We start from the raw sequence: 25,036 nt of genomic DNA, 5'->3' as shown, positions 1-25,036 counted from the left end.
CTCTCGGATCCTCGGAGGAATCTCCGGGGAGATGCGTGCGGGGGGGGAGGCTAGTCGGGTCGGCGCGGGGCGTCAACGCGGGATCCGCGCGGCCGCGAGGGCGCCGAGCGTCCCGGACGGCCCGCCGAGGGAGGCGCCCTGCCGCGGCGTCACCTCGCGTCGACGGCCCCCGTCGTCGCGCGACCGACGGCCCCGCCGTCACCGCGCATTGATGCCGAGCGACGGGTTCGTCGCGCCGCCCGAGATGCGGACGTAGTAGTCCCCGTCCCAGGACAGCTGGCCGAGGCAGGTCGGGGCCGCGTCGGTCGTCAGCCGCCCGCCGGGGGACAGCGCGATCCGGCGGAAGCGCGGCAGCACCGTCGAGCCGGCGCTGTTCTCGAACGCGCTGAACGTGAGCGTGCCGCTCGCGTCGATCGACTCCGCGCCGTGTTCCAGCCCGACGAGAGCACGCTCGCGCCGCTGTAGACGAGGTGCAGCGCCCAGTCGCCGGCCAGGTCGGCCTGCGCGAAGGTCCGGCCGGTGCGCTGGAGCACCAGGAAGCCGGGCTCGCGCGCGGTGGGGTCGCCGGAGAGGTGCACCAGGAACACCGCGTTCTTCTCCGGCGCCATCACGCCCCGCGTCGCGGCGCCGTCGTCGAGCCGCACCACCCCCGCCGCGTCCACCGAGAGCGTCCCCGCCGCGCCCGGGTCCATCCCGACGCCGTCGGAGGCGTGGAGCTCGCCCACGGTGAGCACGCCGGCCGCGTCGGTGCTCGCGGCGCCATGGGTCCAGCGGACGCCGGCGCCGGCGTAGAGGCCGTGGAAGGCGAAGCTGCGGCCGGCGAGGTCGGCGGCCGAGTAGGTCAGCCCGGGCACGCGCTTGCGCCACGCGTACAGGTTCCGCCGCACGACCGGCGCGCCCTCCTGGCCGGTGCCGAACAGCAGCGTGCGGGCCGCGGTCATGGCGCCGTGGAACGTCGGGTCGCCGTCCGCGCCGGCGAGGCGCACGGTGCCGTGCTCGGCGATGAGCGCCTTCAGGTCGAACCCGGTCGGCGGCAGGCCCGTGTCGCCCGCGTCGTCGAGGGACGAGAGCACGGTCACCTGGCCCGAGGCGGCGATGCGGACCACCACGTCCGCCCAGCCCGCCGCGTCGTTCGTGGCGAGCTGGAGGATGTCCCAGTCGCCGGCGAGGTCTGCCTGCGTGAAGCCGGTGACCGGCGCCGGATCGCTCCCGCCCGACGAGCAGCCGGCGAGGATCAGCAGCGCCGCGGCGAGGCGCCGCCCGCGGCGGCGGCAGGCACCGAGGGGGCCCGGCCGCCGCGCAGCGGTCAGCGCGGCGCGTACACGGTGTAGTCGATCTCGGGGAAGATGTTGTCCTTCTGCTCGACGTGGGCGAGCCACCCCTCGTCGATCCGGCCGGCGCGGAGCTGGTCGTGGAGCCGCGTGAAGCGGAGCACGTGCTCCTTCGTGCGCCGGATGGCGTAGTCCACCATGGTGCCGGTCTTCATGATGAAGGCCCAGTCGGACGACTGCGCCAGCAGGAGCTCGCGCGCGGCCTGCGAGAGCGCGCGGCGCTCCAGGTCGGTGGGCTGCTTGTAGTCGCGCGCCAGCGCGATCATCCGCTCGGCCGCCTTGTGGAGGTGGCGATAGATCCAGTCGTTCGAGCCGTCCAGCCACACGCCGGCGTAGCCGCCCGCACCCCAGGAGCAGAGCGGCGGGGTGGCGAGCTGCTGCTCGGGGTTCTCGCGCAGGTAGTCGCCGGGCGTGGCCAGCCGGAAGGCGCGCTGGTCGTAGGCGGTCTTGCGCACGAGGTAGTCGATGAACATCGGCCCCTCGTACCACCAGTGACCGTACAGCTCGGCGTCGTAGGGCGAGACGACGATGGGGCGCACGCCGCCCATCCGCGAGGCGAGGTGCTCGATCTGCCGCTCGCGGTTGAACATGAAGTTGCCGGCGTGCTGCGCGGCCCGCTCGCGCGCGCGGCCCGGGTCGTAGGGCTCCTTGTGCGCGGTCCGGCCGGTGATCCGGTAGTACTTGATGCCGACGTTCTTCCGCTGCCCGGTGGGCTGGATGTACGGCCGGACGTAGTCGAGGTCGAGGTCCCAGCCCACGTCCCGGTAGAACTCGCGGTAGTCGGCGTCGCCCGGGTAGCCGGACTCCGCGCTCCACACCTGCATCGACGACTCGGCGTCGCGCCCGAACGCGGCCGGCCCGGTGGGCGTGTAGATGGGCGCGTAGACGCCGTAGCGCGGGCGCGGGGTGGCGTCGGTGATGCCGTGGGTGTCCACGAAGAAGTAGCGGATGTTCTGCTCGGCCAGGTACGCGTCGAGGCCGGGGAAGTAGCCGCACTCCGGCAGCCAGATGCCGGCCGGATCCCGGCCGAAGTGGCGGCGGTGGTGCGCGACCGCGACCGCGATCTGCGCGCGCACGGCCTCGGGATACTCCTGCATGAGCGGCAGGAACCCGTGCGTCGCGCCGCAGGTGACGATCTCGAGCCGGCCCGCGTCCTCCAGCCGCTTGAAGGCGCCCACCAGGTCGCGGCGGTAGCGGTCGCCGAACAGCGCCCGCAGCCCGCGGAACTCCTGCTGGTAGTGCAGCGCCAGGCCGTGGAAGGTCGCGTCCTTGCGGGTGCGGTGGACCTCCTTGTCCGCGAGCTCGCAGAGCTTGTCGAGGCGCCGCGCGTACCGCGACATGAGCAGCTCGTCGCGGAGCATGGCGACGAGCGGCGGCGTCATCGTCATCGAGACGCGGAACGGCACGCCCTCGTCGGTGAGCCGGTCGAACGCCTGGAGCAGCGGGAGGTACGTCTCGGAGATGGCCTCGTAGAGCCAGTCCTCCTCCAGGAAGTCGTCGTACTCGGGGTGCCGGACGAACGGCAGGTGCGCGTGGAGCTGGAGCGCCACGTAGCCGCGCACGTCGATCATCTACTTCTCCCTCGGCTCGACGGGCCGCCCCGGCGACGACGGCGCCGCGGTCGGGGACGACGGCCGCCCCCCCATCCCGCCCGCGCTCCCGCCCCACACCGGCGCGCTGCCGAAGCGCGACCAGTCGGACAGGCGCGCCAGCAGCGCGCGCACCTCGTCGGAGAACGGGCCGCCCGCGTGGCCCGGCCCGAGCAGCCGGCCGAGCGGCATGTCCCAGGGGATGCGCACGAACCGGTCGTCCACCACGCCCGACGGGCCCGACGGCGGCAGGCCGACCGGGTTCGACGGGCGGGCGACCAGGCGCTCGGCGCCCCGCCGGTCGACCACGTGGATCTCGGCGCGGTAGGCCCGCCCCGGCTCGAGGTCGTGCACGTAGTAGCCGCGCGACTCGAGCGCGAAGTCGATCACCCGCACGCGCTCCCACCCGGCGCCGCTCCGCGCGAAGACCCAGAGCTGCGAGCGCCCGTGCTCGAGCCCCTGGAACGCGGCGTCCAGCGTGGCGCCGGACCAGTCCCAGTAGAGGAAGAGCGTGCGCGGGTCGCGGGGGAGCGCGACGAACGCGTCGTCGCCGTAGCCCCAGGGCAGCTCCCCCAGCCCCTCGTCGTACGCGGGCGCGCCGGAGGGCGTGCCCTCCGCCTCCTCGGCGGCGGCGTCCTCGTCCTCCGGCTCCGGCTCGACCAGCGGGTGCGGCGCGTCGCGCACGGCGTCCTCGCCGCGCACGCGCGCCACGAAGAAGCCCTCCGCGTCCGGCACCGCGCCGCGCGGCCTGCGCGCCGCGGCCTTTCGCCGCCCGGCGCGCGCCCCGGCCGCGGCGCCGACGGCCGCGCCCACCGCCGCGCCCGCCACGGCCGCCGCCGCGGTCGCCGCCTTGCCCGCCTTGCGCGCCCGGGCCGGGGCGGCGCCCGCCTTCGCGCCGACCACCGCCCCGATGGCCGCCCCGGCGCCGGCGCGCGCCGCGCGGGCGGCCGCGCCGGGCCGGCCCGGCTTCGCCGCCTTCGAGGGCGCCGGCACGCCCGCCTCCGCCACCTCGGCGGCGGCCTCCCGCGCCGGCTTCCTCGCGCCCCGGCGGGCCACCTCGCCCGCCGCCTGCTTCACCGCGCGCACCGCCTCGCCGGTGGCCTTCACGGCGCGTCCCGCCGCGGCGCGGACGCGCGCGCCCGGCCCCGGCCTCTCCGGCTTCACGCTCGGTGGCGGCTTCGCCTTGGCTGCCGGCTTCGCCCTGGGGGCCGCCTTCGCCGCGGACGGGCCCGACGGCGCCGCCCTGGCGGGCTCGCCCGCCCCGGCCTCCTCGAGCGCGCTGACCAGCTCCGCCTTGGTCTTCAGCCGGGAGTGACCCGGCCCGAGGACCTTGCGCGCGAGCGCGCGGAGGCTCTCCACGGTCATCTTCCTGAGGTCGGGCATGGCTCGGGTTGGTTCAATCAATGTTCGCACGGTGGGGCAAGCGGTTTCCGGGGTCCGCGACGGCGCGCGCGCGGATCTGTCCCCCCTGCGCGGGGCACGGCCCGCCGCCGCCGTCTGCTAGGCTGAACGTGCAAACCGCGGGGGGTTCATTGCAGGAACCGGGAAAGGTCCACGAGTCCGCGGGCGCGACCGCCTGCCTGCGCTGCGGAGCACCGCACGCGCCGTCCTACCCCTGCACCCCCGCCGACGCCGCCGCCCGCACGCTGGTGTTCGGCGGGTGCGCCGCCGCGCCGCCGCCGGACGCCGGCGCGGACCCGCTGGTGGGCGCGCAGGTGGGCAGCTTCCGCATCGTGCGCATGCTGGGGCGTGGCGGCATGGGCACGGTGTACCTGGCCGAGCACCCGGTCATCGGCAGCCGGGTGGCCATCAAGTTCCTGAACGAGTCGATGGCCGCCGACGCGGAGCTCGTCCAGCGCTTCTACGACGAGGCGCGGGCGGTGAACCTCATCGGCCACGAGAACATCGTCGGGGTGTACGACCTCGCCTCGCTGCCGTCCGGCCGGCGCTACTACGTGATGGAGCTGCTCGAGGGCGAGACGCTGGCCGAGCGGCTCGCCCGCGGCCCGCTGCCGCGCTCCGTGGCGCTGCAGGTGCTGCTCCAGCTCTGCGACGCGCTGCAGTGCGCGCACGAGCGCGGGGTGGTCCACCGCGACCTCAAGCCCGAGAACGTGTTCCTCGTGCCCCGCCGCGGGCGCCCGGACTTCGTGAAGCTGGTGGACTTCGGGATCGCCAAGCTGCGCAGCGCCACCGGGCACGCCACCGGCGGCTCGAGCGCGATCATCGGCACCCCCGAGTACATGGCCCCCGAGCAGTGCGAGGGCGGGCCGGTGGACGCCCGCACCGACGTGTACGCGCTCGGGGTGATGGCGTACGAGCTGCTCGCCGGGCGCCGCCCGTTCGACTCCGGGCCGGTCCAGAAGCTGCTCCTCGCGCACCTGCGCGAGCCGCCGCCGCCGCCGTCCGCGTTCGCCGACCTCGAGCCGGAGCTGGAGGCCGCCGTGCTGCGCGCGCTCGCCAAGGCGCCGGCCGACCGCTTCCAGGACATGGGCGCCCTGGCGGAGGCGCTGCGCCCGGCCGCGGCCCGGCTGGCACGCCCGGCGGCCCCGGCCCCTGCCGCCGCCGTCCCCGACCGCCGCGCCGACGAGGCGGAGCGCGCGCGCGCGGCCGCCGCCACCCGCCCCGAGCCCGAGCTGACCGCGCTGCTGCGCGCCGGTCCGGTGCCGCGGCGGCTGCCCATCGTCGAGCTCACCCGGGCCGGCCTGTACCTGCGCGCGGACGACGACCTGCCGCCGCTGTTCGCGCGCGTCAAGGTCGAGCTGGCCCACGCGTCGCTGCGGGCGCCGCTCGTGCTCGCGGCGGAGGTGGTGCGCCACGTCACCCGCGCCGAGGCGGCCGCGTTCCGCATGGCGCCCGGCTTCGCGCTGCAGCTCGTGGACCTCGCGCCCGCCGCGCGCGCGGCGGTGGCGGCGCTCGCGGACGCGCTCCGCCGCGAGCCGGCCCCGACCTCGCCGCCGCCCAGCCCGGGGGGCGCGAGCGCGCGCCTGGAGGTGCTGGAGCGGCGCGCCGCGGAGGGGCCGTACGCCCTGCTCGGCATGCCGCCCGACGCCGACTTCCCCGAGGTCCGCCGCGCGGCGCGCGCGCTCCGGGAGGAGCTGGAGGCGCTCCGGGCCCGGCCGCTCGCGCCCGATCACGCCCCCCGCACCGGCGCGCTGCTCGCGCGGCTCGACCTGGCCCAGGGCGCGCTCGCCACGCCCGCCCCGCGCCTCGCGCACGACGCCCGCGCCGGCAACTGGCGCGGCGTGCGGCGGTGCCTGGCGGCGGGCGTCCCGGACGCGCTCCGGGACGCGCGGCGGCGCGAGCTGCACGAGGCCGAGCCCGCCCGCGCCGCGGAGGCCCGCCGCCAGCTCGCCTGCGCCCAGGTGGCGCGGAAGCTGGGGAACGTCGAGGCCGCCCGGACCGCCTGGGAGGCGGCGCTCGCCGCCGACCCGCTCGACGCCGCCGCGGTGGAAGGGTACGTGGCGTTCCGGCGCGAGCAGGAGCGGCGCTGACGCCGCCCGCCCCGGCCGCGACGCCGGCGCGGTGAATGCGGACCGCGGCCCCGCGTCTTTCGGTAGACTCGCCGCCCGATGCCCGCGCTCCCCACGCTCTGCGCGCTCGCGCTGCTGGCCGCCGCCCCCGGCGCCTCGCCGGTGCCCGCCCCGGCGGTGCCCGCCCCCGCCCCCGCGCCGGCCGGCGGCCCCGAGGCCGGCCCGCTCGGCCGCCGCTATCACCTGGAGCGCATCGAGCTGCGCGGCCTCACGCACACGCGCGAGGCCGAGGTGCGGCGCCACCTGCTCGTGGCGCCCGGGGACGTGCTCGACACCGAGCGGGTGCTCCTGTCCCGCCTGCGCCTCCTGCAGCTCGGCTGGTTCTCGCGGGTGGAGACCCGGGTCGAGCGCGGCTCGGAGCGCGGCCTGGTGGTGCTCGTCATCGAGGTCACCGAGCGCAACACGCTCATCGTGAGCGATCTCGTGTTCGGCTCGACCGGCCCGCAGCCGTTCTACGGCGGCCTCGGGCTGTCGCAGCAGAACTTCCTCGGCCGTGGCATGGGGCTCTCCGGCGCGTTCGTGTACGGCGGGTCCCCGTCGGGCCGGTCCGACGACCCGTCCCGCTTCGCGCTGCGCGGCGGCTTCTTCGCGCCCGACCTCACGCCGCGGCGGCTGCCGCCGCTCGTGTTCGGCGTCTCCGGCCAGTTCCTGCGCGGCGAGGAGCTGACCTGCGACGACCCGGGCTGCGAGGCGTACCGCTCCGACTACGGGCGCGCCCCGCGCATCCGGTACCAGCGCGCGGCGGGCGAGGTGACGCTGGGGATGCGGCCGGGCCCGTTCGAGCGGCTCCTCGCGACCTACCGCTACGAGCGCCTGCACGCGGCCGCCATCGACGACTCGCCCGCGCTGGCGGCGGCGCGCGGGCCCGGCCCCGCCATCCTGGTCGGCTGGTCCGACCTGTCCGCGCTCACCGGCACCTACGAGATCGACACGCGGGACGACTTCTTCTTCCCGACCGACGGCTTCCGCGGGGTGGCGCAGGTCACGTTCGGCTCCGCGCTCCTCGGCGGCGACTACGAGTACAGCCGCTACCTGCTGCAGCTCGAGACCGCGTACGCGCTCCTCGGGCGCAGGCTCCGGCTCCAGCTCGCGGCCGGCGCGGCGCAGGGCTCGGCGCCGTTCTTCGAGCGCTTCTACGCGGCGGACTGGTCGTACTTCACGGTCGGGCCGGCGCTCGGGCGTGCGCTCGAGCTGAACTTCTCCACCGACTCGCGCTACGACGCGGTCCTGGGCATGGCCGGCCTCGAGTACGCCGTGCCGCTCTGGTCGCGCGGCGGCTTCTTCCACCGCGGCTACCTCGCGATCGGCGCGCGCGGGGTGTGGTCGGCGGCGCGCCCAGGCGGCGGCCGCACCGCGGTGTCCGACCTGCCCTTCTCGGCGGACCTGGCGCTCCGCCTCGACACGCCGGTGGGCACCTTCAACGCCTCGCTCGGCTACGCGCTGGACAACTTCCTGTGATCGCGCCGCCCGCCCGCACGGAGCCCTGCCGCGGGGCGCGCCGCGCCGCGCTCGCCGGCCTGGCGCTCGCGGCGCTCGCGATGGCGGCGCCGCCGGCCCGCGCCGCGCCCGCGCCGCTGCCGGCGCACCTGTGGGTCCGCGGCGGGCACCTCCAGGCCACGCTGGACCTGTCCGCCGTGTTCCCCGCCGCGCTGGAGAAGCAGCTCGGCAACGGGCTCACCAACCTCGTCGCCATCTACGTCACGGTGTCGCGCGAGGAGGGCGGCCCGCCGGCGGCGCTCTCCGGCGAGGTGATCGAGATCCTGTTCGACGTCTGGGACGAGACCTACGCGGTGACGGTGAAGGACTGGCGCACGCCCGCGGGCGCGCGGCGCGTGCTGCCCGACTACGCGGCGCTGCGGCGCCTGCTGTCCGACGCGCGGGAGGTGGACCTGGGCGCCGCCGGGGCGCTGCCGCCGGGGCGGCTGGTGGTGGAGGCGCGCGTGGAGGTGAACCCGGTGTCGAAGGAGCAGCTCCAGCGGACGCGCGAGTACATCGCGAACCCCACCGCCGGCGCCCGCGCGGGCGGCGGCGGGGGCGGCGGCTCGCGCAGCGTCCTCGGGGCGGTGGCGAGCTTCCTGCTCCGCGACCCGGACCCCGGCACCGACGTGCGCCTGCTCCGCTCGGCCCCGTTCAGCCTCGCCCAGGTGAGCGTCCGATGAGCGCCCCCGGCCGCGCCCCCGCGCCCGCGGGCACCGCCGCGCCGGGCCGCCTCCGCCGGCTGCTCGGCCACCTGCGCATGTCGCGCTTCGAGGCGCGCATCACGCTCGCGCTGGTGATCGCGGCCAGCCTCCCGCCGCTCGGGGCCATCCTGCTCGCCGGGCGGCTCGCCGAGGAGAACCTGACGCTCGGGCTCGACCCGCGGGTGGTGGACCGCCTGGAGTCGATCCCGTCGCTCTACGGCGACCTGTTCCAGGCGCGCAAGGCGCTCTACGCCGAGCAGGCGCGCGCGCTCGCCCGCGGGCTCCCGCGCGATCCCGCCGCCGGCTCCGCCTACCTGGCGAGCGCCCTGGAGCGGACCCCGCGGCTGCGGCGGGTGATCTGGACCGGCCCCGACGGCCAGGTGGTGAGCGAGGCCGAGACGCAGGCGCCGAACCCAGAGGGCGAGTGGCGCGAGGCGCCGGCGCGGGTGGGCCTGCCCGGCGGCGGCCAGCTCGAGTGCGTGTTCGCGATCGAGGCCCGCTACTTCGCCGAGGTGGCGGAGTCCCGCGAGCTGGCGGAGCTGGTGCAGAACGTGGAGCGGCTCCAGGCGGAGATCCGGCGCAGCTACGTGCGCGCGTTCGGGCTGCTGCTGGTGGCCTGGGCGGTGGTGGCCGCCGGGGTGGGCTTCTGGCTGGCGCGGCGGACCACCCGGCGCGTGTCCGACCTGGTGCGCGCGGTCCGGCGGCTCGCGGCCGGCGACCTCGCGGTGCAGGTGGACCCGGGCCGCCACGTCGACGAGGTGGCCGGGCTGGCGCGCGCGTTCAACGCGATGGTGCGCGAGGTGCGCGAGAGCCGCGACCGCATCGTGTACCTGGAGAAGATCTCCGGGTGGCAGGAGGTGGCGCGCCGGCTGGCCCACGAGATCAAGAACCCGCTCACGCCCATGCAGCTCGCCTTCCAGCAGCTCGAGGCGCGCTGGAAGGCGACGCCCGGCGGCGACCCGGCGTTCGGGAGGCTGCTCGCGGACGCCGGCGAGATCGTGCGCGAGGAGATCGGCACGCTGCAGCGCCTGGTGGAGGAGTTCTCCGGCTTCGCCAAGCTGCCGCAGGTGCGGCCCGAGCCGTCCGACCTGGGCGAGTTCGTGGAGGAGTTCGTGCGCACCAGCCCGCAGATCGCCGAGGCGGCGGACGTGGACGTGGTCCGCGCCAGCCCCAGCTGCCCGGTGGGGCTCGACCGCGCGCTCATGCGCCGCGTGCTCGCGAACCTGTGCGCGAACGCGGTCGAGGCGGCGCGGCCCGGGCGCGCCCGCATCCACCTCGGGGTGGCCCGTACCCGCGACCGGGCGGTGCTGACGGTCGCGGACGAGGGGCCGGGGATCGAGCGCGACCTGCGCGAGCGGATCTTCGACCCCTACTTCACCACCAAGGGCACCGGGACCGGCCTCGGCCTCGCCATCGTGAAGAAGATCGTCCTGCAGCACGGCGGGGAGATCCAGGCCGGGGAGCGGCCCGGGGGCGGCGCGTCCTTCACCGTCGCGCTGCCGCTCGCCGCGCCGGGCGATTCGCCGGGCGCGGCCAGGGCGCTGCGCGGTTAGAATCCGCGCCATGCCCTACGACCTGACCGACCGCCTCGCCCTCGTCACCGGCGCGACCTCCGGCATCGGCGCCGCCTGCGTGGACGCGCTCGTCGGCGCCGGCGCGCGCGTCGTCGCCGCCGCCCGCCGCGCCGACCGCCTCGACGCGCTCGCCTCCCGCCACGCTGGGCGCGTCCACCCGCTGCTGCTCGACGTGCGCGATCGCGCCGCGGTGGAGGCGAGCCTGGCCACCCTGCCCGCCGGCTGGGGCGAGGTGGAGGTGCTGGTGAACAACGCCGGGCTCGCGCTGGGGATCGAGCCGGCGCAGCGCGCCTCGGTGGACGAGTGGCAGACCATGATCGACACCAACTGCACCGGCCTGGTGGTGGTCACGCGGGCGCTGCTGCCGGGCATGGTGGAGCGCGGCCGCGGCCACGTCGTGAACGTCGCCTCGGTGGCCGGTACGTACCCGTACCCGGGCGGCAACGTCTACGGGGCCACCAAGGCGTTCGTGCGCCAGCTCACGCTCAACCTGAAGGCCGACCTGATCGGCACCGGCGTGCGCGCGACCTCGATCGAGCCGGGCATGGTCGAGACCGAGTTCTCGCTGGTGCGCTTCTCCGGCGACGCTGGCAAGGCGAAGCAGGTGTACCAGGGCATGCAGCCGCTCGGCCCCGAGGACGTGGCGGACGCGATCCTGTGGTGCGTGACCCGCCCGCCACACGTGAACGTGAACGCGCTCGAGCTCATGCCCGAGCGGCAGGCCTTCTCGCCGTTCGCGGTGAAGCGGGGCTAGCGGCATCCGCTCCGGGCATCCGCTCGCCCCGAGGCCTCGACGGGCGGGCGGATGCCGCGCGGAGACGCGGCGCTCAGTCGGCCGCGCTCGCCTCGGCGCCGGTCACCGGCCAGCCGATCTCGTCGGCCACCGGCTCGAGGTCGCGGCGCAGCTTCTCGAGCGCGCGGATCTCGAGCTGGCGGGCGCGCTCGCGCGAGAAGCCGAAGTGATGGCCGAGGTCGCGGAGCGTCTCCTTGCCCTCGCCCATGATCCGCGCCTCGACGATGTGGCGCTCGCGCGGGTCGAGCCGCCCCATCGCCTCGGACACCCGACGGGCGAGCAGCGCGTCCTCCTCGGCGCGGGCCAGCTCCTCGTCCTGCGGCTCGCCGTCGGCGGGCGTGAACTCGAGGTGCGTGCTGGTCCCGTCGGCCACCGGGGCGTCGAGCGACAGGTCGCGCCCCTCCATGCGCTGGGTCATCTCGACCACGTCGCTCGGCCGCACGCGGAGCTTCTTGGCGACGAGCGCGACGTCGATGCCCTCCTCGGCGAGGCCGGCGCCGGGGGTGAGCCGCTCGATCTCGTGCCGGGTGCGGGCCAGCGAGAAGAAGAGCTTACGCTGCGCCTGCGTCGTGCCGATCTTCACGAGCGACCACGACTTGAGGATGTGGTTCTGGATGTAGGCCCGGATCCACCACACCGCGTAGGAGATGAGCCGGATCTCCTTGTCCGGATCGAACTTCTGCACCGCCTTCATCAGGCCGATGTTGCCTTCCTGGATGAGGTCCGCCATGCGCAGCCCGTAGGACCGGTACTCGAACGCGACCTTCACCACGAAGCGGAGGTTCGCCTCGACCAGCCGGTGGCCGGCGCGCGTGTTCCCCTCGTCGCGGAACTGGCGGGCGAGCCGCCGCTCCTCCTCGACGGTGAGGAGCGCGACCCGGTTGATCTCGCGGAGGTACTGGTCGAGGGTGCTGCTCGCGGTGCTCGGTCGGTTCATCTCTCCTCCAGGGTGGGGAACGTCGTAGGCCCCGTCCCGCCCCAGCAACGTCCGTGCCCACCCCCGGATCGCCGCCGATCACGCGCCAGCGGCGCCGCCGGCGAGGTGAACCCCGGGCGTGCCTGTAACTTCGTCGCGCCACGTGCGCGCGCGATCCGGTAAGCGCGACAGGTGCGCCGGGTCGGGGGCCCACCCCGCGTGCCGGCTGGCATGCGGCCCGTGGGCGGATGGCCGCGCTCGCGCTCGCTCGCTGCGGGCGCCGCGCGGGACGTTCACGTAGCGTGACGCCTACATCCCCGAACGAGTCCGCCCCGCTGCCCGCCGGGGCGCTAGAAGACCGCTTCGTCCGCGCCCGCCCCGGGCGCGTCGAAAGGAGACCTCGGATGCCGTCCGCCTCAAGCCCTCGCGCGCGCCTGGCCGCGCTCGCCGTCGCCGCGCTCGCCGCCGCGCCCCTCGCCGCCTCCGCCCAGCCGAAGGCCGCGCGCGGCAGGACCGAGGTCACCTGGTACGGCCACGCCGCCTTCGTGGTGACCACGCCCGGCGGCACCGTGCTCGCCATCGACCCGTGGCTCTCGAACCCGAAGGCGCCAGAGCCCGGCCTCGCCGGGAAGCTGCCGAAGGTGGACTACATCCTCGTCAGCCACGGCCACTTCGACCACGTGGGCGACGCCGTCGCGCTCGCGAAGCGCACCGGGGCGAAGCTCATCACGAACTTCGACCTCGGGAGCTCGCTGGTCGCGGCCGGCTACCCGAAGGACCAGGCCGGGATGGACACGCTCGGCAACATCGGCGGGACGATCCAGGCCGGCGACGCCGCCGTCACCATGGTCACCGCGGTCCACAGCTCCGGGTACGCGGACGACAAGGGCACCGCGCACCCGGGCGGCAACCCCATGGGCTTCGTGATCCAGGTGAAGGGCGGCCCGACGCTCTACCACACCGGCGACACCGACCTGACGCAGGACATGAAGCAGCTCCCGGAGCGCTTCGGGCGCGTCGACGTGATGCTGACCTGCATCGGCGGCCACTTCACCATGGACCCGAAGGCCGCCGCCATCGCCGTGGGCTACGTGCGCCCGCGCACGGTGGTGCCCATGCACTTCGGCACGTTCCCGGCGATCGCGGGCACGCCGGAGGAGCTGCGGGCGGCGCTGAAGGGCAAGGCCGAGGTGCGGGTGCTCGAGCCGGGCAAGCCGGTGGGGTTCTAGCGCGGGGCGGGAGCGCGCCGGCGGATCCGGCGCGCTTCGCCCGCGCGGTCCGAGCCTCATGCCGCCAAGGGGAACATCCCGCGGGTCTGCTTCTCCACCAGGCTGGCGTAGTGGCCGCCGCGGGCGACCAGCTCCGCGTGGCGCCCCTGCTCGACGATGCGCCCCTCGCGCAGCACCACGATCCGGTCCGCGTCCACCACGGTGGAGAGCCGGTGCGCGATGATGAGCGTGGTGCGCCGCCGCGACACGCGCGCCAGCGCCTCCGAGACCAGCGCCTCCGACTCGGCGTCGAGCGCCGAGGTGGGCTCGTCCAGGATCAGGATGGCCGGGGACTTGAGCAGCGTGCGCGCGATGGAGATCCGCTGGCGCTCGCCCACCGAGAGCCGGCTGCCGCGCTCGCCGACGACCGTGTCGTAGCCCTCCGGCAGGCGCACGATGAAGTCGTGCGCGTTCGCGGCGCGCGCCGCCGCCTCGATCTCGGCGCGGGTGGCGCCGGGCCGGCCGTAGGCGATGTTGGCGAGGACCGACTCGTTGAACAGCAGCGAGTCCTGGAACACCACGCCGATCTGGCGCCGGAGCGCGACCTGCTTCAGCTTGCGGACGTCGATGCCGTCCACCCGCACCACGCCCTCGGTCGGGTCGTAGAAGCGCTGCACCAGCGAGACCAGGGTGGACTTGCCCGAGCCGGAGGGGCCGACGATGGCGACGCGCTCGCCCTCGCGGACGTGCAGGTCCACGCCGTCGAGGAGCGGCGGGCCGCCGCCCGGGTAGGCGAAGCGCACGTTGTCCCAGCGCACGTCGCCGCGCAGGCGCACCACCTCGCGCGCGTCCGGCGCGTCGCCGAGCAGGTCCTGCGCGTCGAGGATGCCGTAGACCTCCTCGACCGAGACCTGCGCCGTGCGCAGCGTCTTGTACACGCCGGCGAGCCCCAGCACCGGGCCGAACAGGCCGCCCACGTAGCCGAGGAACGCCACCAGCGTGCCCGCGGTCATGTGGCCCCGCAGCACCAGCGCCCCGCCCAGCGCCAGGGCCGCGACCCTCGCCCCGATCTGCACCAGGTTCTGGGCCGCGCCGACCCCCGCGTCCACGCCGACGCCGCGGATCACCACCTCGTTCGCGGAGTTCACCTCGTCGAGGAAGCGGCGCTTCTCCGCCTCCTCCATGGTGAAGCTCTTCACGGTGACGATGCCGGAGAGCACCTCGTTGAACCGGGAGTAGATGTGCACCCAGCGCTCGAGCAGGCCGCGCTCGCGCCGCGTCTGCATGGGCGCGGCCAGCCGCGCGATCAGCGCCGGAAGCGGGGCGAACGCCAGCACCAGCAGCGCCAGCCGCCACTCGAGGCGGAGCATCACCGCCACCGAGATGAGGAGGTACGCGGCGGCGGGCACCACGTTGAAGGCGATGTCGGAGAGCGCGCCCACCAGGCCCTGGATCGAGCGATCCAGCCGGGTCATGAGCGCGCCCACGCCCTCGGCGCGGTGGAACGTGAGCGGCAGCCGGTGCAGCCGGCCGACCGTCGCCTCGGTGAGCCGGTACTGGATCCCGATGCGCGTCCGCCAGGTGAGCCAGTTCGAGGTGGCGGTGAACGCCTCGCGGAGCAGGCCCAGCACGACGAGCGAGACGACCCCCTCGGCCAGCGGGCGGCCGCCCTCCCCCAGCGCGAGCGCGTCGAAGATGCGCTTCAGCGCCAGCGGCTCGGCCGCGTTCACGCCGGCGAGCGTCAGCGCGACGAGCAGGATGCCGGCGATGGGCAGGCGGAACGGCACCAGGAACTCGGCCGCGCGCAGGAGCCCGCGACGGCGGCGCCCGGCGCGACCGGCTGCGCGCGCGGGCGAGGCGGCGGGGGCTGCGGCGGCGGTCGTGGTCACGCCTCCCGGAACCCATCACCGGCCGGGGGTCTTCCCGCCGGGGCGCCCGCGGACGCGCGGCGCCGAACGGGCGGCCGATCGCTCACTCGGCGAGGAGGCTCGCGACCACCCGGTAGCGCGGCAGGTGCCGGCAGACGATCCGCACGGTCGAGAGGAGCGGGACCGCCAGGAACAGGCCCACCGGCCCCCACAGCCAGAACCAGAACAGCGAGCCGAGGAACACCACCAGCGGCGAGAGCCGGAGCTGCTTCCCCAGGAACAGCGGGTCCACCACGTTGCCCTGCACGTTGACGAGGACGAGGTAGATCGCCGCGACCAGCGCCACGTCCTTCGCGGTGCCGTACTGCAGCAGCGCCATGGCGGTGGGCAGGAACAGGCCCAGCGCCGGCCCGACGTACGGGATGAAGTGGAGCAGCGCCGTGGTGATCCCCCAGATGGCGGCGTGCTCCAGGCCGTACAGCGCGTACACCGCCCAGGTCACGACGCCCAGGATCGCGTTCAGCGCCACGCGGTTCAGCATGTACTGCTCCACGTCGCGGTGGAGCTCCTCCAGCGCCGCGAGCAGGCGCGCGCGGCCGCGCGGCCGGCGGTCGGCCCACGCGAGCAGCTTCACGCGGAACCGCGGCCCCTCGGCGAGCGTGAAGTAGAGGACGAACACCACCACCGTGGCCTGGCCGGCGAGCGTGAGCGCCCCCTGCGCCGTCCCGACGAGCAGCGTGCCCCAGGGCACCGTCTCCTGCACCTTCACCTCGCCCGGGCGGCGGGGCGTCTGCACCAGCTGCTCGGACTGCGCCTGCAGGTGCGCCGCGTGGCGCCGGATCCCGGCGGCGGCCTCGCGCAGGCGCCCCTCGTAGCCGGGCAGCTCCTGGGCGAACGCGGCGATGCGATCCCAGAGCACCCAGCCGATGGCGGCGAGCACCGCCACCGTGAGCAGCGTCCCCGCGATCGCGGCGAGCGTGCGCGAGAGCCCGCGCCGCTCCAGCGCCGCGACGACCGGGTGGACCGAGAGCGCGAGCGTGACGCCGAGCGCGGTCGGCACGAGCAGGTCGCGCGCCAGCCACAGGAACCCGAACCCCGCCGCCACCGCGAGCACGGTCAGCGCGCGCGCCGTCGCCCGGGCCTCGTGCCCGCCCGCGGGCGCCGGCGGCGCGACGGCGCTCACCCCAGCCCCGCGGCGATGGCGAGCAGCGCGTCGGCGCGGTGCGCGCAGGTGTGGCGGGCGCGGATGGTCTCGAGCCCGCTCGCGGCGAGCTCGCGCGCCAGGCCGGGCTCGGAGAGCACCGCGCGCAGGTGGCGCGCCATCTCGGCGCCGTCGCGCGCGACCAGGAAGTCCACCCCGGGGCGGAACAGCCGCTCGGCGTCCTGCCACGGCGCGCTCACCAGCGGGACGCCGCAGGCGAGCGCCTCGAACGGCCGGATGGTGGGGATGCCCGGCAGCGCCTCGGCGTAGGGCCGCCGCGGCACGTGCACCGTGACGCGGTGGCGCGCGAGCACCTCCGGGGCGCGGTGGTTGGGCAGGTAGCCGCGGTAGGCGATCCCGGCGGCGGCGAGCGCGCGCAGGCCGGCCTCCGGGTAGCGCACCCCGTGCACCGTGGCGGAGATCCCGAGCGCGCGCACCGGTCCGAGCAGGAACTCCGCCAGCTCGGCGGTGCGCTCCTCGTCGCCCCAGTTCCCCACGAACACCAGGTCGCCCTCCGGGTCGGCGGGGCGCGGGTGGAAGCGGCGGACGTCGGCCGCCTCGTGCCAGGTGAAGGCGCGTCCCTCGAACCCGCGCGCGCGCCAGATCCCGGCCAGCACCTCGCCGAACGCGAGCACGCCGTCGTAGCGGGACAGGTCGAACCGGGCCAGCTCGCCGGGCGCGGTCACCGCGCGGTGGTGCGTGTCGTGGAACAGGAGGCGGAGCGACGGGCGCCGCGCCCGCTCGGCCCCGAGGCGCGCCACCACCTCGGGGTCGTTCCACTCGTGCACCAGCGCCAGGTCCACGCCGTCCAGGGCCTCGGCCGCGTCGAGCGCGCCGGCCACGTAGGTGCGGACCGGGATCTCCGGGTAGGCCTCGCGCCACGCGTCGAGCGCGGCCGCGCCGTGATCGCGCACCAGGTTCTCCGCGCTCCAGGCGCCGAGCGGCTCCCACGCCGTGACGGCGTGGCCGCGGTGGACGAGCTCCGAGGCGACCCCGCGCAGGAAGTGGGCGTTGCCGTGGTTCCAGTCGGAGCGGAGCGAGTGGACGAAGAGCGCGATCTTCACGGCCGGGCTCCGGCGCGGGCGGCGAGCCCGCGGTAGAGGTCGAGGTACGCGTCCGCCATCGGGCCGGGCCCGAGCCGGAGCGCGCGCGTCCGGGCGCGGGCCGCGAGCGCCTCGCGCCGCCCCGGTTCCTCGCAGAGCCTGCGCAGCGCCGCGGCGAGCGCCGCGTCGTCGCGGGGCGGGACCCACTCGGCGCAGCCGTCCCAGATCTCGCGCAGGCTCTCGAGGTCGGAGAGCACCAGCGCGCACCCGGCCAGCGCCGCCTCCAGCACCGCCAGCCCGAACGGCTCGTAGCGGGCGGGGTGCGCGAACACCGCCGCGCGCCCGAGCCAGGCGGCGAGGTCCGCCTCCTCGAGCCGGCCCAGCAGGTGGGCGGGCCCGGGCGGCAGCGCGCGCGGCGCCGGATCGTCCGCGGGGGGCGCGACCGGCGGCCCCTCCGCCCCGGGGGCCCGGGCGTCGCCGGCGATCGCGACCGGCCAGGGGAGCCCGGGCGCGACCCGCGCCAGCGCCGCCGCGCCCTTCGCCTCGTCCCAGAGCCGCCCCGCGCCCATCACCAGCGCCGCCTTCTCGCCCGGCGGGAAGCGCGCCGGGTCGCGGCCGTTCGGGACGACGGCGGGCGGCGCGAGCGGGCCGTGGTGGCGCACCAGCGCGCGCGCCATGGCGGCGCTGGGGGCGGCCACCGCTTCGGCCGCGGCGAGGCCCTCGCGCACCTCGCGGCGGTAGCGATCCCAGGACGGCGGCGGCGGCTCGCCCCGGACCGCCTCGTACCAGGAGACCACGCAGGAGTGGCCCACCACCAGGCGCGGCGCGCGGAACGGCAGCCGGCCGTGCGCGAACGCGCCGAGGTGCACCACGTCGGGGCGCTCGCGGCGCTCGATCCCGAGCAGCCACTCGCCGGCGCGGGCCACGTCGTCCCAGGGCTCGTCCATCCACTCGAGCCGGAACCCGGCCTCCGCGTGCACCAGCCCCGGGATGGCGCGGAGCCGCCGCCGCGCGCCCTCCGGCACCGGGCCGCCCTCGGTGGCGAGCACCACCTCGACGCCGCGGGCCGCCAGCGCCGCCGAGAGCTCCAGCGCGTAGGTGAGGACGCCCCCCACCGCGTCGGCGTGCAGGAGGACCTTCACGATGGGTCACGCCTCGTAGATCCGGTCCAGGGTGGCCTGGACGTCGAGGATCGACTCGACCGCCGGGTCGTAGCGCCCGCCGGCGGCGAGCGCGCGCGCCCAGGCCACCGCGGCCCGGCCGCCCCACGCGTCGGGCGGGCCGGCCAGCAGCTCGCGCCGCGTGCCGTGGAAGCGCTCCACCAGGAAGTCGTAGAAGGACCCGTGGACGTTGCGGAGCGCCGCGCCGCCCTTGGTGCCGTAGAACGCGGCCTCGATGGCGCAGTCCTGGCCGGCCGAGAGGCGCCAGGAGCAGGAGAGCTGGACCGCGGTGCCGTTCCCCAGCTCGAGCTGCGCGGCGGCGTAGTCCTCCACCAGCCCGCTCTCGCGCCCGCGCAGCCGCTTCCCGCCCGAGCGCAGCGTCGCGCTCACCGTGTCCACCCCCGGCTCGCCCAGCGTCCACAGCGCCAGGTCCACCAGGTGGATGCCGAGGTCCACCAGGCAGCCGCCGCCCGAGAGGCGCGCGTCGTAGAACCAGGGCTTGTCCGGCCCGTACGCGTTGTGGAAGGAGAGGTGCGCCGCGTACACCTCGCCGAGCGCGCCCTCCGCCACCAGCGCGCGTACCTGGTCCATGCCCGCCACGTGGCGGTAGGAGAGATCGACGCCGAGCAGCCGGTCGGCGGCGCGCGCCGCCTCGACCACCCGCCGCGCCTCCGGGGCGGTGCGCGCGAGCGGCTTCTGGCAGAACACCGCCACCCCGCGACGGAGCGCCCGCACCGCCTGCTCCGCGTGCAGCGCCGAGGGCGTGGCGATCACCACGCCGTCCACGCCCAGGTCGAGCAGCGCGTCCAGGTCGGGGACCACCAGGCAGCCGTCCAGCGCGGAGGCGGCCTCCCGGGCCGCGGCGGCGCTCGGGTCGGCGAGCGCGGCCGCGGTGGCCGCGCCGGACTCGAGGATGGCGCGCAGGCGGTGCCGGCCGATCCAGCCGACGCCGAGGAAGCCGAGCCGCGGGCGCGCCGGGCTGGCCGAGGGGTACGCGATCATGGGGTGACGAGGGCCTTCACGAAGCCGTCCGGCCGCTCCTCCATCGCCTGGAATGCGTCGGCGAGCCGGTCGAGCGGGAAGCTCCGGTAGAGCGGCCCGGGATCGAGCCGCCCCTCCGCCACCAGCCGCGCCGCCGCGAGGACCCCCTCCCGCTGCACCGCGGGATCGCGCTCGTGGGCGTTCACGACGTCGATCCCGCGCCAGTTCCACGACTGCATGTCCACGGTGCGGGGGCCGTCCTGGTGGTAGCCGGCGATGGCGAGCCGCCCGCCCTCGGCCACCAGCCGCGAGGCGAGATCCAGCGCCTCCTGCGAGCCGATCGCCTCGACCACCACCCGGCACAGCCGCCCGCCGGTGAGATCCCGCACCCGCGCCTCGGCGGCGCCCGGATCGCCGGTCGGGATGGCCTCGTCGGCGCCGAGCCGCCGCGCCAGCGCGAGCGAGGTCTCGCGCCGCGAGAGCGCCAGGACCCGCGCGCCGGCCAGCGCGGCGAGCCGGAGCACCATCAGCCCGAGGAAGCCCGCCCCCACCACCGCCACCGTGTCGCCCTGCCCGATCGCGGCGCGACGGAAGACGTTCACCGCGCAGCCGAGCGCCTCGCCCGGGAACGGGCCGGTGAGCGCCTCCGGGATGGGCAGGACCCGGTCCGCGGCAGCGAGGTCGTACTGCGCGAACGCGGCCCCGGAGAGCAGCGCCACCCGCTGCCCCTCCACCAGCCCGTCCACGCCCGCGCCCAGCCGCTCCACGACGCCCCACCCCTCGTGCCCCGGCACGCCCGGCGCGAACGGATAGGTGAACCAGGCCCGCCCCTGCCACGGCGCCAGGTTGGAGCCGCACACGCCGCAGCCGTGCAGGCGCACCAGCACCTCGCCCGGCCCGGGCCGGGGCCGCTCCACCTCGGCGAGCTCGATCCGCCGCGGGCCCGCCAGCACCGCAGCGCGCATGTGCGCCGCCATCTAGGTCGCCGCCTCCTCGAGCGTGGCCGGGCGCTGCGGCCGCGCCGCCGCCGCCAGCCACGCGTGCAGCCGCCGCACGCCCTCCTGCACGCCGGTGCGCGGCGCCCACCCGGCCAGCACCGCGAAGGTGGACGGGTCGGACACGTACCAGCGCTGGTCGGCGAGGCGCCACGGCTCGAGCGTCACGCGTGGGCGCGCGCCCTCCAGCGCCTCGATGAGCTCGAGCAGCTCGATCAGGCTCACGGTGTTGTCCGGCCCGCCCCCGAGGTTGAAGGCGCGCCCGGCCACCTCGCGCGGGCGCTCGCGCGCCGCCAGGAACGCGTCGAGCAGGTCCTCCACGAACAGGATGTCGCGCACCTGCTTGCCGTCGCCGTAGAGCGTGATGGGGCGCCGGGCCATGGCCTGGATGAGGAAGTGCGCCACCCAGCCCTGGTCCTCGGTGCCGAACTGGTGCGGCCCGTAGATGCAGCTCATCCGGAACACGGTGGCGGGCACGCCGTAGGTGCGCGCCCAGTCGAGGACGTACTGCTCGGCGGCGCCCTTGGAGCAGCCGTACGGCGAGTGGAAGGCGAGGTTGCGCGCCTCGGAGATCCCGCGGTGCAGCCCCGGATCGACCGGAGCGTACCGCCGGCCGGCGTCCTCGAGGAGGACGTCCTCGAGCGCGCCGTAGACCTTGTTGGTGGACGTGAAGAGCACGAACGGCGGCGGGTCCTGGCGGCGCACCGCCTCCAGCACGTTGAGCGTGCCGCGCGCGTTCACCTCGAAGTCCTGGACCGGGTCCACCAGCGAGGTGGTCACCGCCACCTGCGCCGCCAGGTGGAACACCGCCGAGGCGCCCTCGACGGCGCGCGCCACCGCGCCCGGGTCGCGCACGTCGCCCGTGATCACCTCGAGCCGATCGCCGTGCGTGGCGCGCAGCCAGGCCAGGTTCCGCTCCACGCCGGACCGCGCCAGGCTGTCGAGGAGCCGCACCCGCGTCCCCGACGAGAGCAGCCGGTGCGCGAGGTTCGCGCCGATGAACCCCGCCCCGCCCACCACCAGCACGCGCTCGGCGATCACAGCGACAGCCCCCGCGCGGCCAGCTCCGCGCTCGCCTCTCCCACCCGGTCGTGCGCGATCTGGCCCTCCAGCCAGCCCGCCAGCTCCGCCAGCCCGTCGTCGAACGCCACCGCCGGCGCGTAGCCGAGCACGGCGCGCGCCCGCGAGATGTCGGCGAAGCAGTGGCGGATGTCGCCCACGCGGTAACGCTGCGTCACCTCGGGCCGCAGCTCCTCGCGGCCGACCGCCACGGCCAGCCGCTCGGCGACCTCGAGCACCGTGAAGCTCCGGCCGCTGCCGACGTTCAGCACCTGCCCGGACGCGCCCGGCACCGTCAGCGCCAGGCGGCAGGCCTCGGCCACGTCGCGCACCGACACGAAGTCGCGGCGCTGCAGGCCGTCCTCGTTGACGAGCGGGGGCCGGCCGTTGAGGTAGCGCGCCGCGAAGATGGCCAGGACGCCGGTGTACGGGTTGGAGAGCGCCTGGCGCGTGCCGTACACGTTGAAGAAGCGCAGCGCCACCGTGGCGATGCCGTACGCCTCGCCGACCAGCAGGCTCATCCGCTCCTGGTCGTACTTCGAGAGCGCGTAGATCGACGCGAGCGCCGGCGGTTTCGTCTCGGGCGTCGCGACCGGCTCGAGCGGCGCGCCGTCCTCCCCGTCCGGCTCCCAGCGCCGGGCGAGGAGCTGCGCGCGGGTCCGCTCCGCGGTGACGGACCGGCCCCGCGCGTCACGGTACAGCCCCTCGCCGTACAGGCTCATCGACGACGCCACCACCAGCCGCTCCACCGGGCGCTCGATGAGCGCCTGGAGCAGGGTGGCCGTCCCGAGATCGTTCACGCCGACGTAGCGCTCCACCTCGTACATGCTCTGGCCGACCCCGACGGCCGCGGCGAGGTGCACGACCGCGTCCACCCCCCGGAGCGCGCGCCGCACCGCCTCGGGGTCGCGCACGTCGCCGACCTGGAGCTCCACCTCCCGGGCGAGGTAGGCGGGGCGCGCCGCGCCCGGGCCGTGCACCTGGGGTGAGAGGACGTCCAGCGCGCGCACCGCGTGGCCGTGCGCGAGCAGGTGGTCGGCGAGGTGTGACCCGATGAAGCCGGCACCGCCGGTGATGAGGATCCTCCGTCCGTTCATGCGTTCGCCGTCCCTGGGCCCGCCCCCCGCTCCGTCCCCCGGGCGTGAAGGGCGGCCCTCCTCGCGAAACGTGCGGACAGGTGCGTGGCCGGGCAACGTGCACGCCTCGCGGGGGAACGCTCCTCGGGCGTGCGGCGCAGCGCCGAGCGACGCGCGGTCGCTCGGCGCCGACTGCGGGCGGGGGATCGACAACCTACATTTCGTCGAGCGGATGGCCCGGAGGCCGCCCGTCACACCCATGCCTGAACGGCTTCGGATCGCCTTCTTCGCCTCGAGCCTGGTCTCCGCCTACTGGAACGGGGCGGCCACCTACTACCGCGGGCTCGCGCGCGCGCTCCACGCGCGGGGTCACGCGCTCACCTTCTACGAGCCCGACGCGTTCGAGCGGCAGCGGCACCGGGACATCCCGGATCCGCCGTACGCGCGCTCGGTGGTCTGGGATCCGGGCGATCCCTCCGCGCTGGAGCGCTGCCTGGAGGAGGCCGCCGACGCCGACCTGGTGGTGAAGGCGAGCGGCGTGGGCGTCCACGACGCCCTGCTGGAGGCACGCGTGGCGGGGCTGCGGCGACCGGGGAACCGGGTCGCGTTCTGGGACGTGGACGCGCCCGCCACCCTGGCCCGCCTGGCCGCCGATCCCGGCGACCCGTTCCACGCGCTGGTGCCCCGGTACGACCTCGTGTTCACGTACGGTGGAGGCGATCCGGTCGTCCGCGCCTACGCGGCCCGCGGGGCGCGGCGCTGCGTGCCGGTCTACAACGCGCTCGATCCCGCGACGCACCACCCGGCCCCGCCCGACCGGCGCTTCGAGGCCGACCTGGCGCTCCTCGCGAACCGGCTCCCCGATCGCGAGGCGCGGGTGGACGAGTTCTTCCTGCGCCCCGCCGCGGCGCTGCCCGATCGCCGCTTCCTGCTCGGCGGGGCGGGCTGGGAGGACCGGGCGGTGCCGCCGAACGTGCGGCGCGCCGGCCACGTCGGCACCGCCGACCACAACGCCTGGAACTCCACCGCGCTGGCGGTGCTGAACGTCTCGCGAGACAGCATGGCCGCGACCGGCTTCTCCCCCGCCACGCGCGTGTTCGAGGCGGCCGGCGCGGGCGCCTGCATCGTCACCGACGCGTGGGAGGGGATCGAGCGGTTCCTCGCGCCCGGCGAGGAGATCCTGGTCGCCCGCGACGGCGCCGAGGTGGCCGCGCTGGTCGCCGGGCTGGACGCGGCGCGCGCCCGCCGCGTCGGCGCCGCCGCCCGCGGCAGGGTGCTCGCCGAGCACACCTACGCGCGCCGCGCCGAGGTGGTGGAGGCGGCGCTCGGGGTCCGCGGCGCCCGGCCCGCCCCGGAGCCGGCGCTCGCCCAGGGGTGGGCCGAATGACGGCCGGCGCGCTCGACGTGGTGTTCCTGGGGCTCTCCATCAGGTCTTCGTGGGGCAACGGGCACGCCACGACCTACCGCGCGCTGTGCCGCGCCCTCGCCGCCGCGGGGCACCGGGTCACCTTCCTCGAGCGCGACGTGCCCTGGTACGCGGCGAACCGCGATCTCGCCGCGCCGTCGTTCTGCCGCCTCGAGCTGTACCGGTCGGTGGCCGAGCTGCGCGAGCGGCTGGGGGAGACGCTCCGCCGCGCCGACCTCGCGGTGGTCGGCTCCTACGTGCCGGACGGCGTGGAGGTCGGGGGCCTGGTGCAGGAGCTCGCGCGCGGCGTCACCGCCTTCTACGACATCGACACGCCGGTCACGGTGGCGCACCTCTCCCGTGGCGAGTGCGAGTACCTCACCCCGGCGCTCGTGCCCGGCTTCGACCTGTACCTGTCCTTCACGGGCGGTCCCATGCTCGCGCGCATCGAGCGCGAGCTGGGCGCGCCCGCCGCGCGGGCGCTCTACTGCAGCGCCGACCCGGAGGTGCACCGCCCGGCCGCCGCGCCGGGCGCCGCGCCGACCTGGGACCTCGGCTACGTCGGCACCTACGGCGCAGACCGCCAGCCCGCGCTGGAGCGGCTGCTGATCGAGCCGGCGCGGCGCCGCCCGGACCGGCGCTTCGTGGTGGCGGGCCCGCAGTACCCGCCCGGCATCGACTGGCCCGCCAACGTCGCGCGCGTCGAGCACCTCGCGCCCGGCGAGCACGCGGCGTTCTACGCCGCGCAGCGCTTCACGCTGAACGTCACCCGCGCCGACATGGTCCGCGCCGGGTGGTCGCCGTCGGTGCGGCTGTTCGAGGCGGCGGCGTGCGCCACGCCCATCGTGTCCGACCCGTGGCCCGGCATCGAGACCGTGTTCGCGCCGGGGCGGGAGATCCTGCTGGCGCGCTCCACCGGCGAGGCGCTCGCGATCCTGGAGCGGCTCCCGGAGGACGAGCGCCGGGCGCTGGGCGCGCGGGCGCGGCGGCGCGTCCTGGCCGAGCACACCGCGGCGCACCGCGCGGAGGCGCTCGCCGCCCACGTGCGCGAGGCGCGCGAGCGCGCGGCGCGGCGCCGGGCGCCGGCGCGCCGGCGCGCGCGGGTGGCGCAGGAGGATCCGGGCTAG

The 25,036-nt window shown here is 76.4% G+C and carries 20 protein-coding genes; 8 read left to right on the top strand and 12 right to left on the bottom strand.

Features of this window, described 5'->3' with window-relative positions; genetic code table 11:
• Positions 1 to 308: 308 nt before the first annotated feature.
• Genes A2CP1_RS06020 through A2CP1_RS06010 form a run of 3 tightly spaced genes read right to left on the bottom strand, consistent with a single transcriptional unit; the run spans position 309 to position 4,303 of the window.
• Positions 309 to 1,379: a hypothetical protein gene (locus tag A2CP1_RS06020; protein ID WP_245529994.1), complete on the bottom strand. Its 1,071-nt coding sequence runs from the start codon at positions 1,377 to 1,379 to the stop codon at positions 309 to 311.
• Positions 1,307 to 2,902, bottom strand: a complete 1,596-nt coding sequence (locus A2CP1_RS06015) for a glycoside hydrolase family 57 protein (RefSeq protein ID WP_012632539.1) — start codon at positions 2,900 to 2,902, stop codon at positions 1,307 to 1,309. Before A2CP1_RS06015 ends, A2CP1_RS06020 begins: the two co-directional genes overlap by 73 nt.
• Positions 2,903 to 4,303 carry a DUF4912 domain-containing protein gene (locus A2CP1_RS06010; RefSeq protein WP_012632538.1) on the bottom strand — a complete coding sequence of 467 codons (1,401 nt, stop codon included), beginning with the start codon at positions 4,301 to 4,303 and terminating at the stop codon, positions 2,903 to 2,905.
• A 149-nt stretch (positions 4,304 to 4,452) separates the two neighbouring features.
• Here A2CP1_RS06010 and A2CP1_RS06005 point away from each other — a divergent pair, with 149 nt between their 5' ends.
• From A2CP1_RS06005 to A2CP1_RS05985, 5 genes are all read left to right on the top strand, one after another.
• Entirely contained in the window at positions 4,453 to 6,411 is a 1,959-nt protein-coding gene (locus A2CP1_RS06005) for a serine/threonine-protein kinase (RefSeq protein ID WP_041450453.1), read from the top strand.
• 78 nt (positions 6,412 to 6,489) lie between these two features.
• A complete protein-coding gene (locus A2CP1_RS06000) occupies positions 6,490 to 7,908 on the top strand; it encodes a BamA/TamA family outer membrane protein (protein WP_012632536.1) in 1,419 nt (472 codons plus the stop codon).
• Positions 7,905 to 8,609 (top strand): hypothetical protein, encoded by a 705-nt coding sequence (locus tag A2CP1_RS05995; protein ID WP_012632535.1) that lies wholly within the window; start codon positions 7,905 to 7,907, stop codon positions 8,607 to 8,609. Before A2CP1_RS06000 ends, A2CP1_RS05995 begins: the two co-directional genes overlap by 4 nt.
• Positions 8,606 to 10,183, top strand: a complete 1,578-nt coding sequence (locus tag A2CP1_RS05990; protein ID WP_012632534.1) for a sensor histidine kinase — start codon at positions 8,606 to 8,608, stop codon at positions 10,181 to 10,183. Before A2CP1_RS05995 ends, A2CP1_RS05990 begins: the two co-directional genes overlap by 4 nt.
• Before the next feature lie 10 nt (positions 10,184 to 10,193).
• On the top strand, positions 10,194 to 10,958 hold the full coding sequence (locus A2CP1_RS05985) for an SDR family NAD(P)-dependent oxidoreductase (protein WP_012632533.1): 765 nt from the start codon (positions 10,194 to 10,196) through the stop codon (positions 10,956 to 10,958).
• 73 nt (positions 10,959 to 11,031) lie between these two features.
• On the opposite strand, the gene A2CP1_RS05980 is transcribed toward A2CP1_RS05985, so the two are convergent.
• Positions 11,032 to 11,934, bottom strand: coding sequence for an RNA polymerase factor sigma-32 (locus A2CP1_RS05980; RefSeq protein WP_012632532.1), 903 nt, complete (start codon positions 11,932 to 11,934; stop codon positions 11,032 to 11,034).
• Positions 11,935 to 12,317: 383 nt separating this feature from the next.
• Here A2CP1_RS05980 and A2CP1_RS05975 point away from each other — a divergent pair, with 383 nt between their 5' ends.
• Positions 12,318 to 13,142 carry a metal-dependent hydrolase gene (locus A2CP1_RS05975; RefSeq protein WP_012632531.1) on the top strand — a complete coding sequence of 275 codons (825 nt, stop codon included), beginning with the start codon at positions 12,318 to 12,320 and terminating at the stop codon, positions 13,140 to 13,142.
• 56 nt (positions 13,143 to 13,198) lie between these two features.
• Here A2CP1_RS05975 and A2CP1_RS05970 read toward each other — a convergent pair whose 3' ends face one another.
• From A2CP1_RS05970 to A2CP1_RS05935, 8 genes are all read right to left on the bottom strand, one after another.
• Positions 13,199 to 15,010: an ABC transporter ATP-binding protein gene (locus tag A2CP1_RS05970; protein ID WP_041450452.1), complete on the bottom strand. Its 1,812-nt coding sequence runs from the start codon at positions 15,008 to 15,010 to the stop codon at positions 13,199 to 13,201.
• Between the two features lie 82 nt (positions 15,011 to 15,092).
• Positions 15,093 to 16,172: an AI-2E family transporter gene (locus A2CP1_RS05965; protein WP_012632529.1), complete on the bottom strand. Its 1,080-nt coding sequence runs from the start codon at positions 16,170 to 16,172 to the stop codon at positions 15,093 to 15,095.
• The gene (locus tag A2CP1_RS05960; protein ID WP_012632528.1) at positions 16,169 to 17,254 is read right to left on the bottom strand and encodes a CgeB family protein; all 1,086 of its coding nucleotides are present in this window, start codon (positions 17,252 to 17,254) and stop codon (positions 16,169 to 16,171) included. Before A2CP1_RS05960 ends, A2CP1_RS05965 begins: the two co-directional genes overlap by 4 nt.
• Positions 17,251 to 18,375, bottom strand: a complete 1,125-nt coding sequence (locus A2CP1_RS05955) for a glycosyltransferase (RefSeq protein ID WP_012632527.1) — start codon at positions 18,373 to 18,375, stop codon at positions 17,251 to 17,253. Before A2CP1_RS05955 ends, A2CP1_RS05960 begins: the two co-directional genes overlap by 4 nt.
• 6 nt (positions 18,376 to 18,381) lie before the next feature.
• Entirely contained in the window at positions 18,382 to 19,395 is a 1,014-nt protein-coding gene (locus tag A2CP1_RS05950) for a Gfo/Idh/MocA family protein (RefSeq protein WP_012632526.1), read from the bottom strand.
• Complete coding sequence (locus A2CP1_RS05945; RefSeq protein ID WP_012632525.1) at positions 19,392 to 20,351, bottom strand: MDR/zinc-dependent alcohol dehydrogenase-like family protein; 960 nt, start codon at positions 20,349 to 20,351, stop codon at positions 19,392 to 19,394. Before A2CP1_RS05945 ends, A2CP1_RS05950 begins: the two co-directional genes overlap by 4 nt.
• Positions 20,352 to 21,410: an SDR family NAD(P)-dependent oxidoreductase gene (locus A2CP1_RS05940; protein WP_012632524.1), complete on the bottom strand. Its 1,059-nt coding sequence runs from the start codon at positions 21,408 to 21,410 to the stop codon at positions 20,352 to 20,354.
• Complete coding sequence (locus A2CP1_RS05935) at positions 21,407 to 22,525, bottom strand: NAD-dependent epimerase/dehydratase family protein (protein WP_012632523.1); 1,119 nt, start codon at positions 22,523 to 22,525, stop codon at positions 21,407 to 21,409. Before A2CP1_RS05935 ends, A2CP1_RS05940 begins: the two co-directional genes overlap by 4 nt.
• A gap of 238 nt (positions 22,526 to 22,763) precedes the next feature.
• Between A2CP1_RS05935 and A2CP1_RS05930 the strand changes: the two genes are divergently transcribed.
• Together A2CP1_RS05930 and A2CP1_RS05925 are read left to right on the top strand one after the other, a co-directional pair.
• Complete coding sequence (locus tag A2CP1_RS05930) at positions 22,764 to 23,891, top strand: CgeB family protein (RefSeq protein WP_012632522.1); 1,128 nt, start codon at positions 22,764 to 22,766, stop codon at positions 23,889 to 23,891.
• Complete coding sequence (locus tag A2CP1_RS05925; RefSeq protein ID WP_012632521.1) at positions 23,888 to 25,036, top strand: CgeB family protein; 1,149 nt, start codon at positions 23,888 to 23,890, stop codon at positions 25,034 to 25,036. Before A2CP1_RS05930 ends, A2CP1_RS05925 begins: the two co-directional genes overlap by 4 nt.

Origin of the sequence: Anaeromyxobacter dehalogenans 2CP-1 (genome assembly GCF_000022145.1) — a bacterium.
Classification (GTDB): Bacteria; Myxococcota; Myxococcia; order Myxococcales; family Anaeromyxobacteraceae; genus Anaeromyxobacter; species Anaeromyxobacter dehalogenans.
The sequence above is the reverse complement of the archived record's forward strand: the minus strand, read 5'-3'. Positions and strand labels throughout refer to the sequence as shown.

What these genes read in the sequence shown, in the direction of transcription:
- A2CP1_RS05975 (WP_012632531.1), top strand. Translation starts at nt 12,318, where the DNA reads ATGCCGTCCGCCTCAAGCCCTCGCGCGCGCCTGGCCGCGCTCGCCGTC.
- A2CP1_RS06010 (WP_012632538.1), bottom strand. Translation starts at nt 4,303, where the DNA reads ATGCCCGACCTCAGGAAGATGACCGTGGAGAGCCTCCGCGCGCTCGCG.
- A2CP1_RS06000 (WP_012632536.1), top strand. Translation starts at nt 6,490, where the DNA reads ATGCCCGCGCTCCCCACGCTCTGCGCGCTCGCGCTGCTGGCCGCCGCC.
- A2CP1_RS05980 (WP_012632532.1), bottom strand. Translation starts at nt 11,934, where the DNA reads ATGAACCGACCGAGCACCGCGAGCAGCACCCTCGACCAGTACCTCCGC.
- A2CP1_RS05925 (WP_012632521.1), top strand. Translation starts at nt 23,888, where the DNA reads ATGACGGCCGGCGCGCTCGACGTGGTGTTCCTGGGGCTCTCCATCAGG.
- A2CP1_RS05935 (WP_012632523.1), bottom strand. Translation starts at nt 22,525, where the DNA reads ATGAACGGACGGAGGATCCTCATCACCGGCGGTGCCGGCTTCATCGGG.
- A2CP1_RS05950 (WP_012632526.1), bottom strand. Translation starts at nt 19,395, where the DNA reads ATGATCGCGTACCCCTCGGCCAGCCCGGCGCGCCCGCGGCTCGGCTTC.
- A2CP1_RS06015 (WP_012632539.1), bottom strand. Translation starts at nt 2,902, where the DNA reads ATGATCGACGTGCGCGGCTACGTGGCGCTCCAGCTCCACGCGCACCTG.
- A2CP1_RS05990 (WP_012632534.1), top strand. Translation starts at nt 8,606, where the DNA reads ATGAGCGCCCCCGGCCGCGCCCCCGCGCCCGCGGGCACCGCCGCGCCG.
- A2CP1_RS05930 (WP_012632522.1), top strand. Translation starts at nt 22,764, where the DNA reads ATGCCTGAACGGCTTCGGATCGCCTTCTTCGCCTCGAGCCTGGTCTCC.
- A2CP1_RS05985 (WP_012632533.1), top strand. Translation starts at nt 10,194, where the DNA reads ATGCCCTACGACCTGACCGACCGCCTCGCCCTCGTCACCGGCGCGACC.
- A2CP1_RS05945 (WP_012632525.1), bottom strand. Translation starts at nt 20,351, where the DNA reads ATGGCGGCGCACATGCGCGCTGCGGTGCTGGCGGGCCCGCGGCGGATC.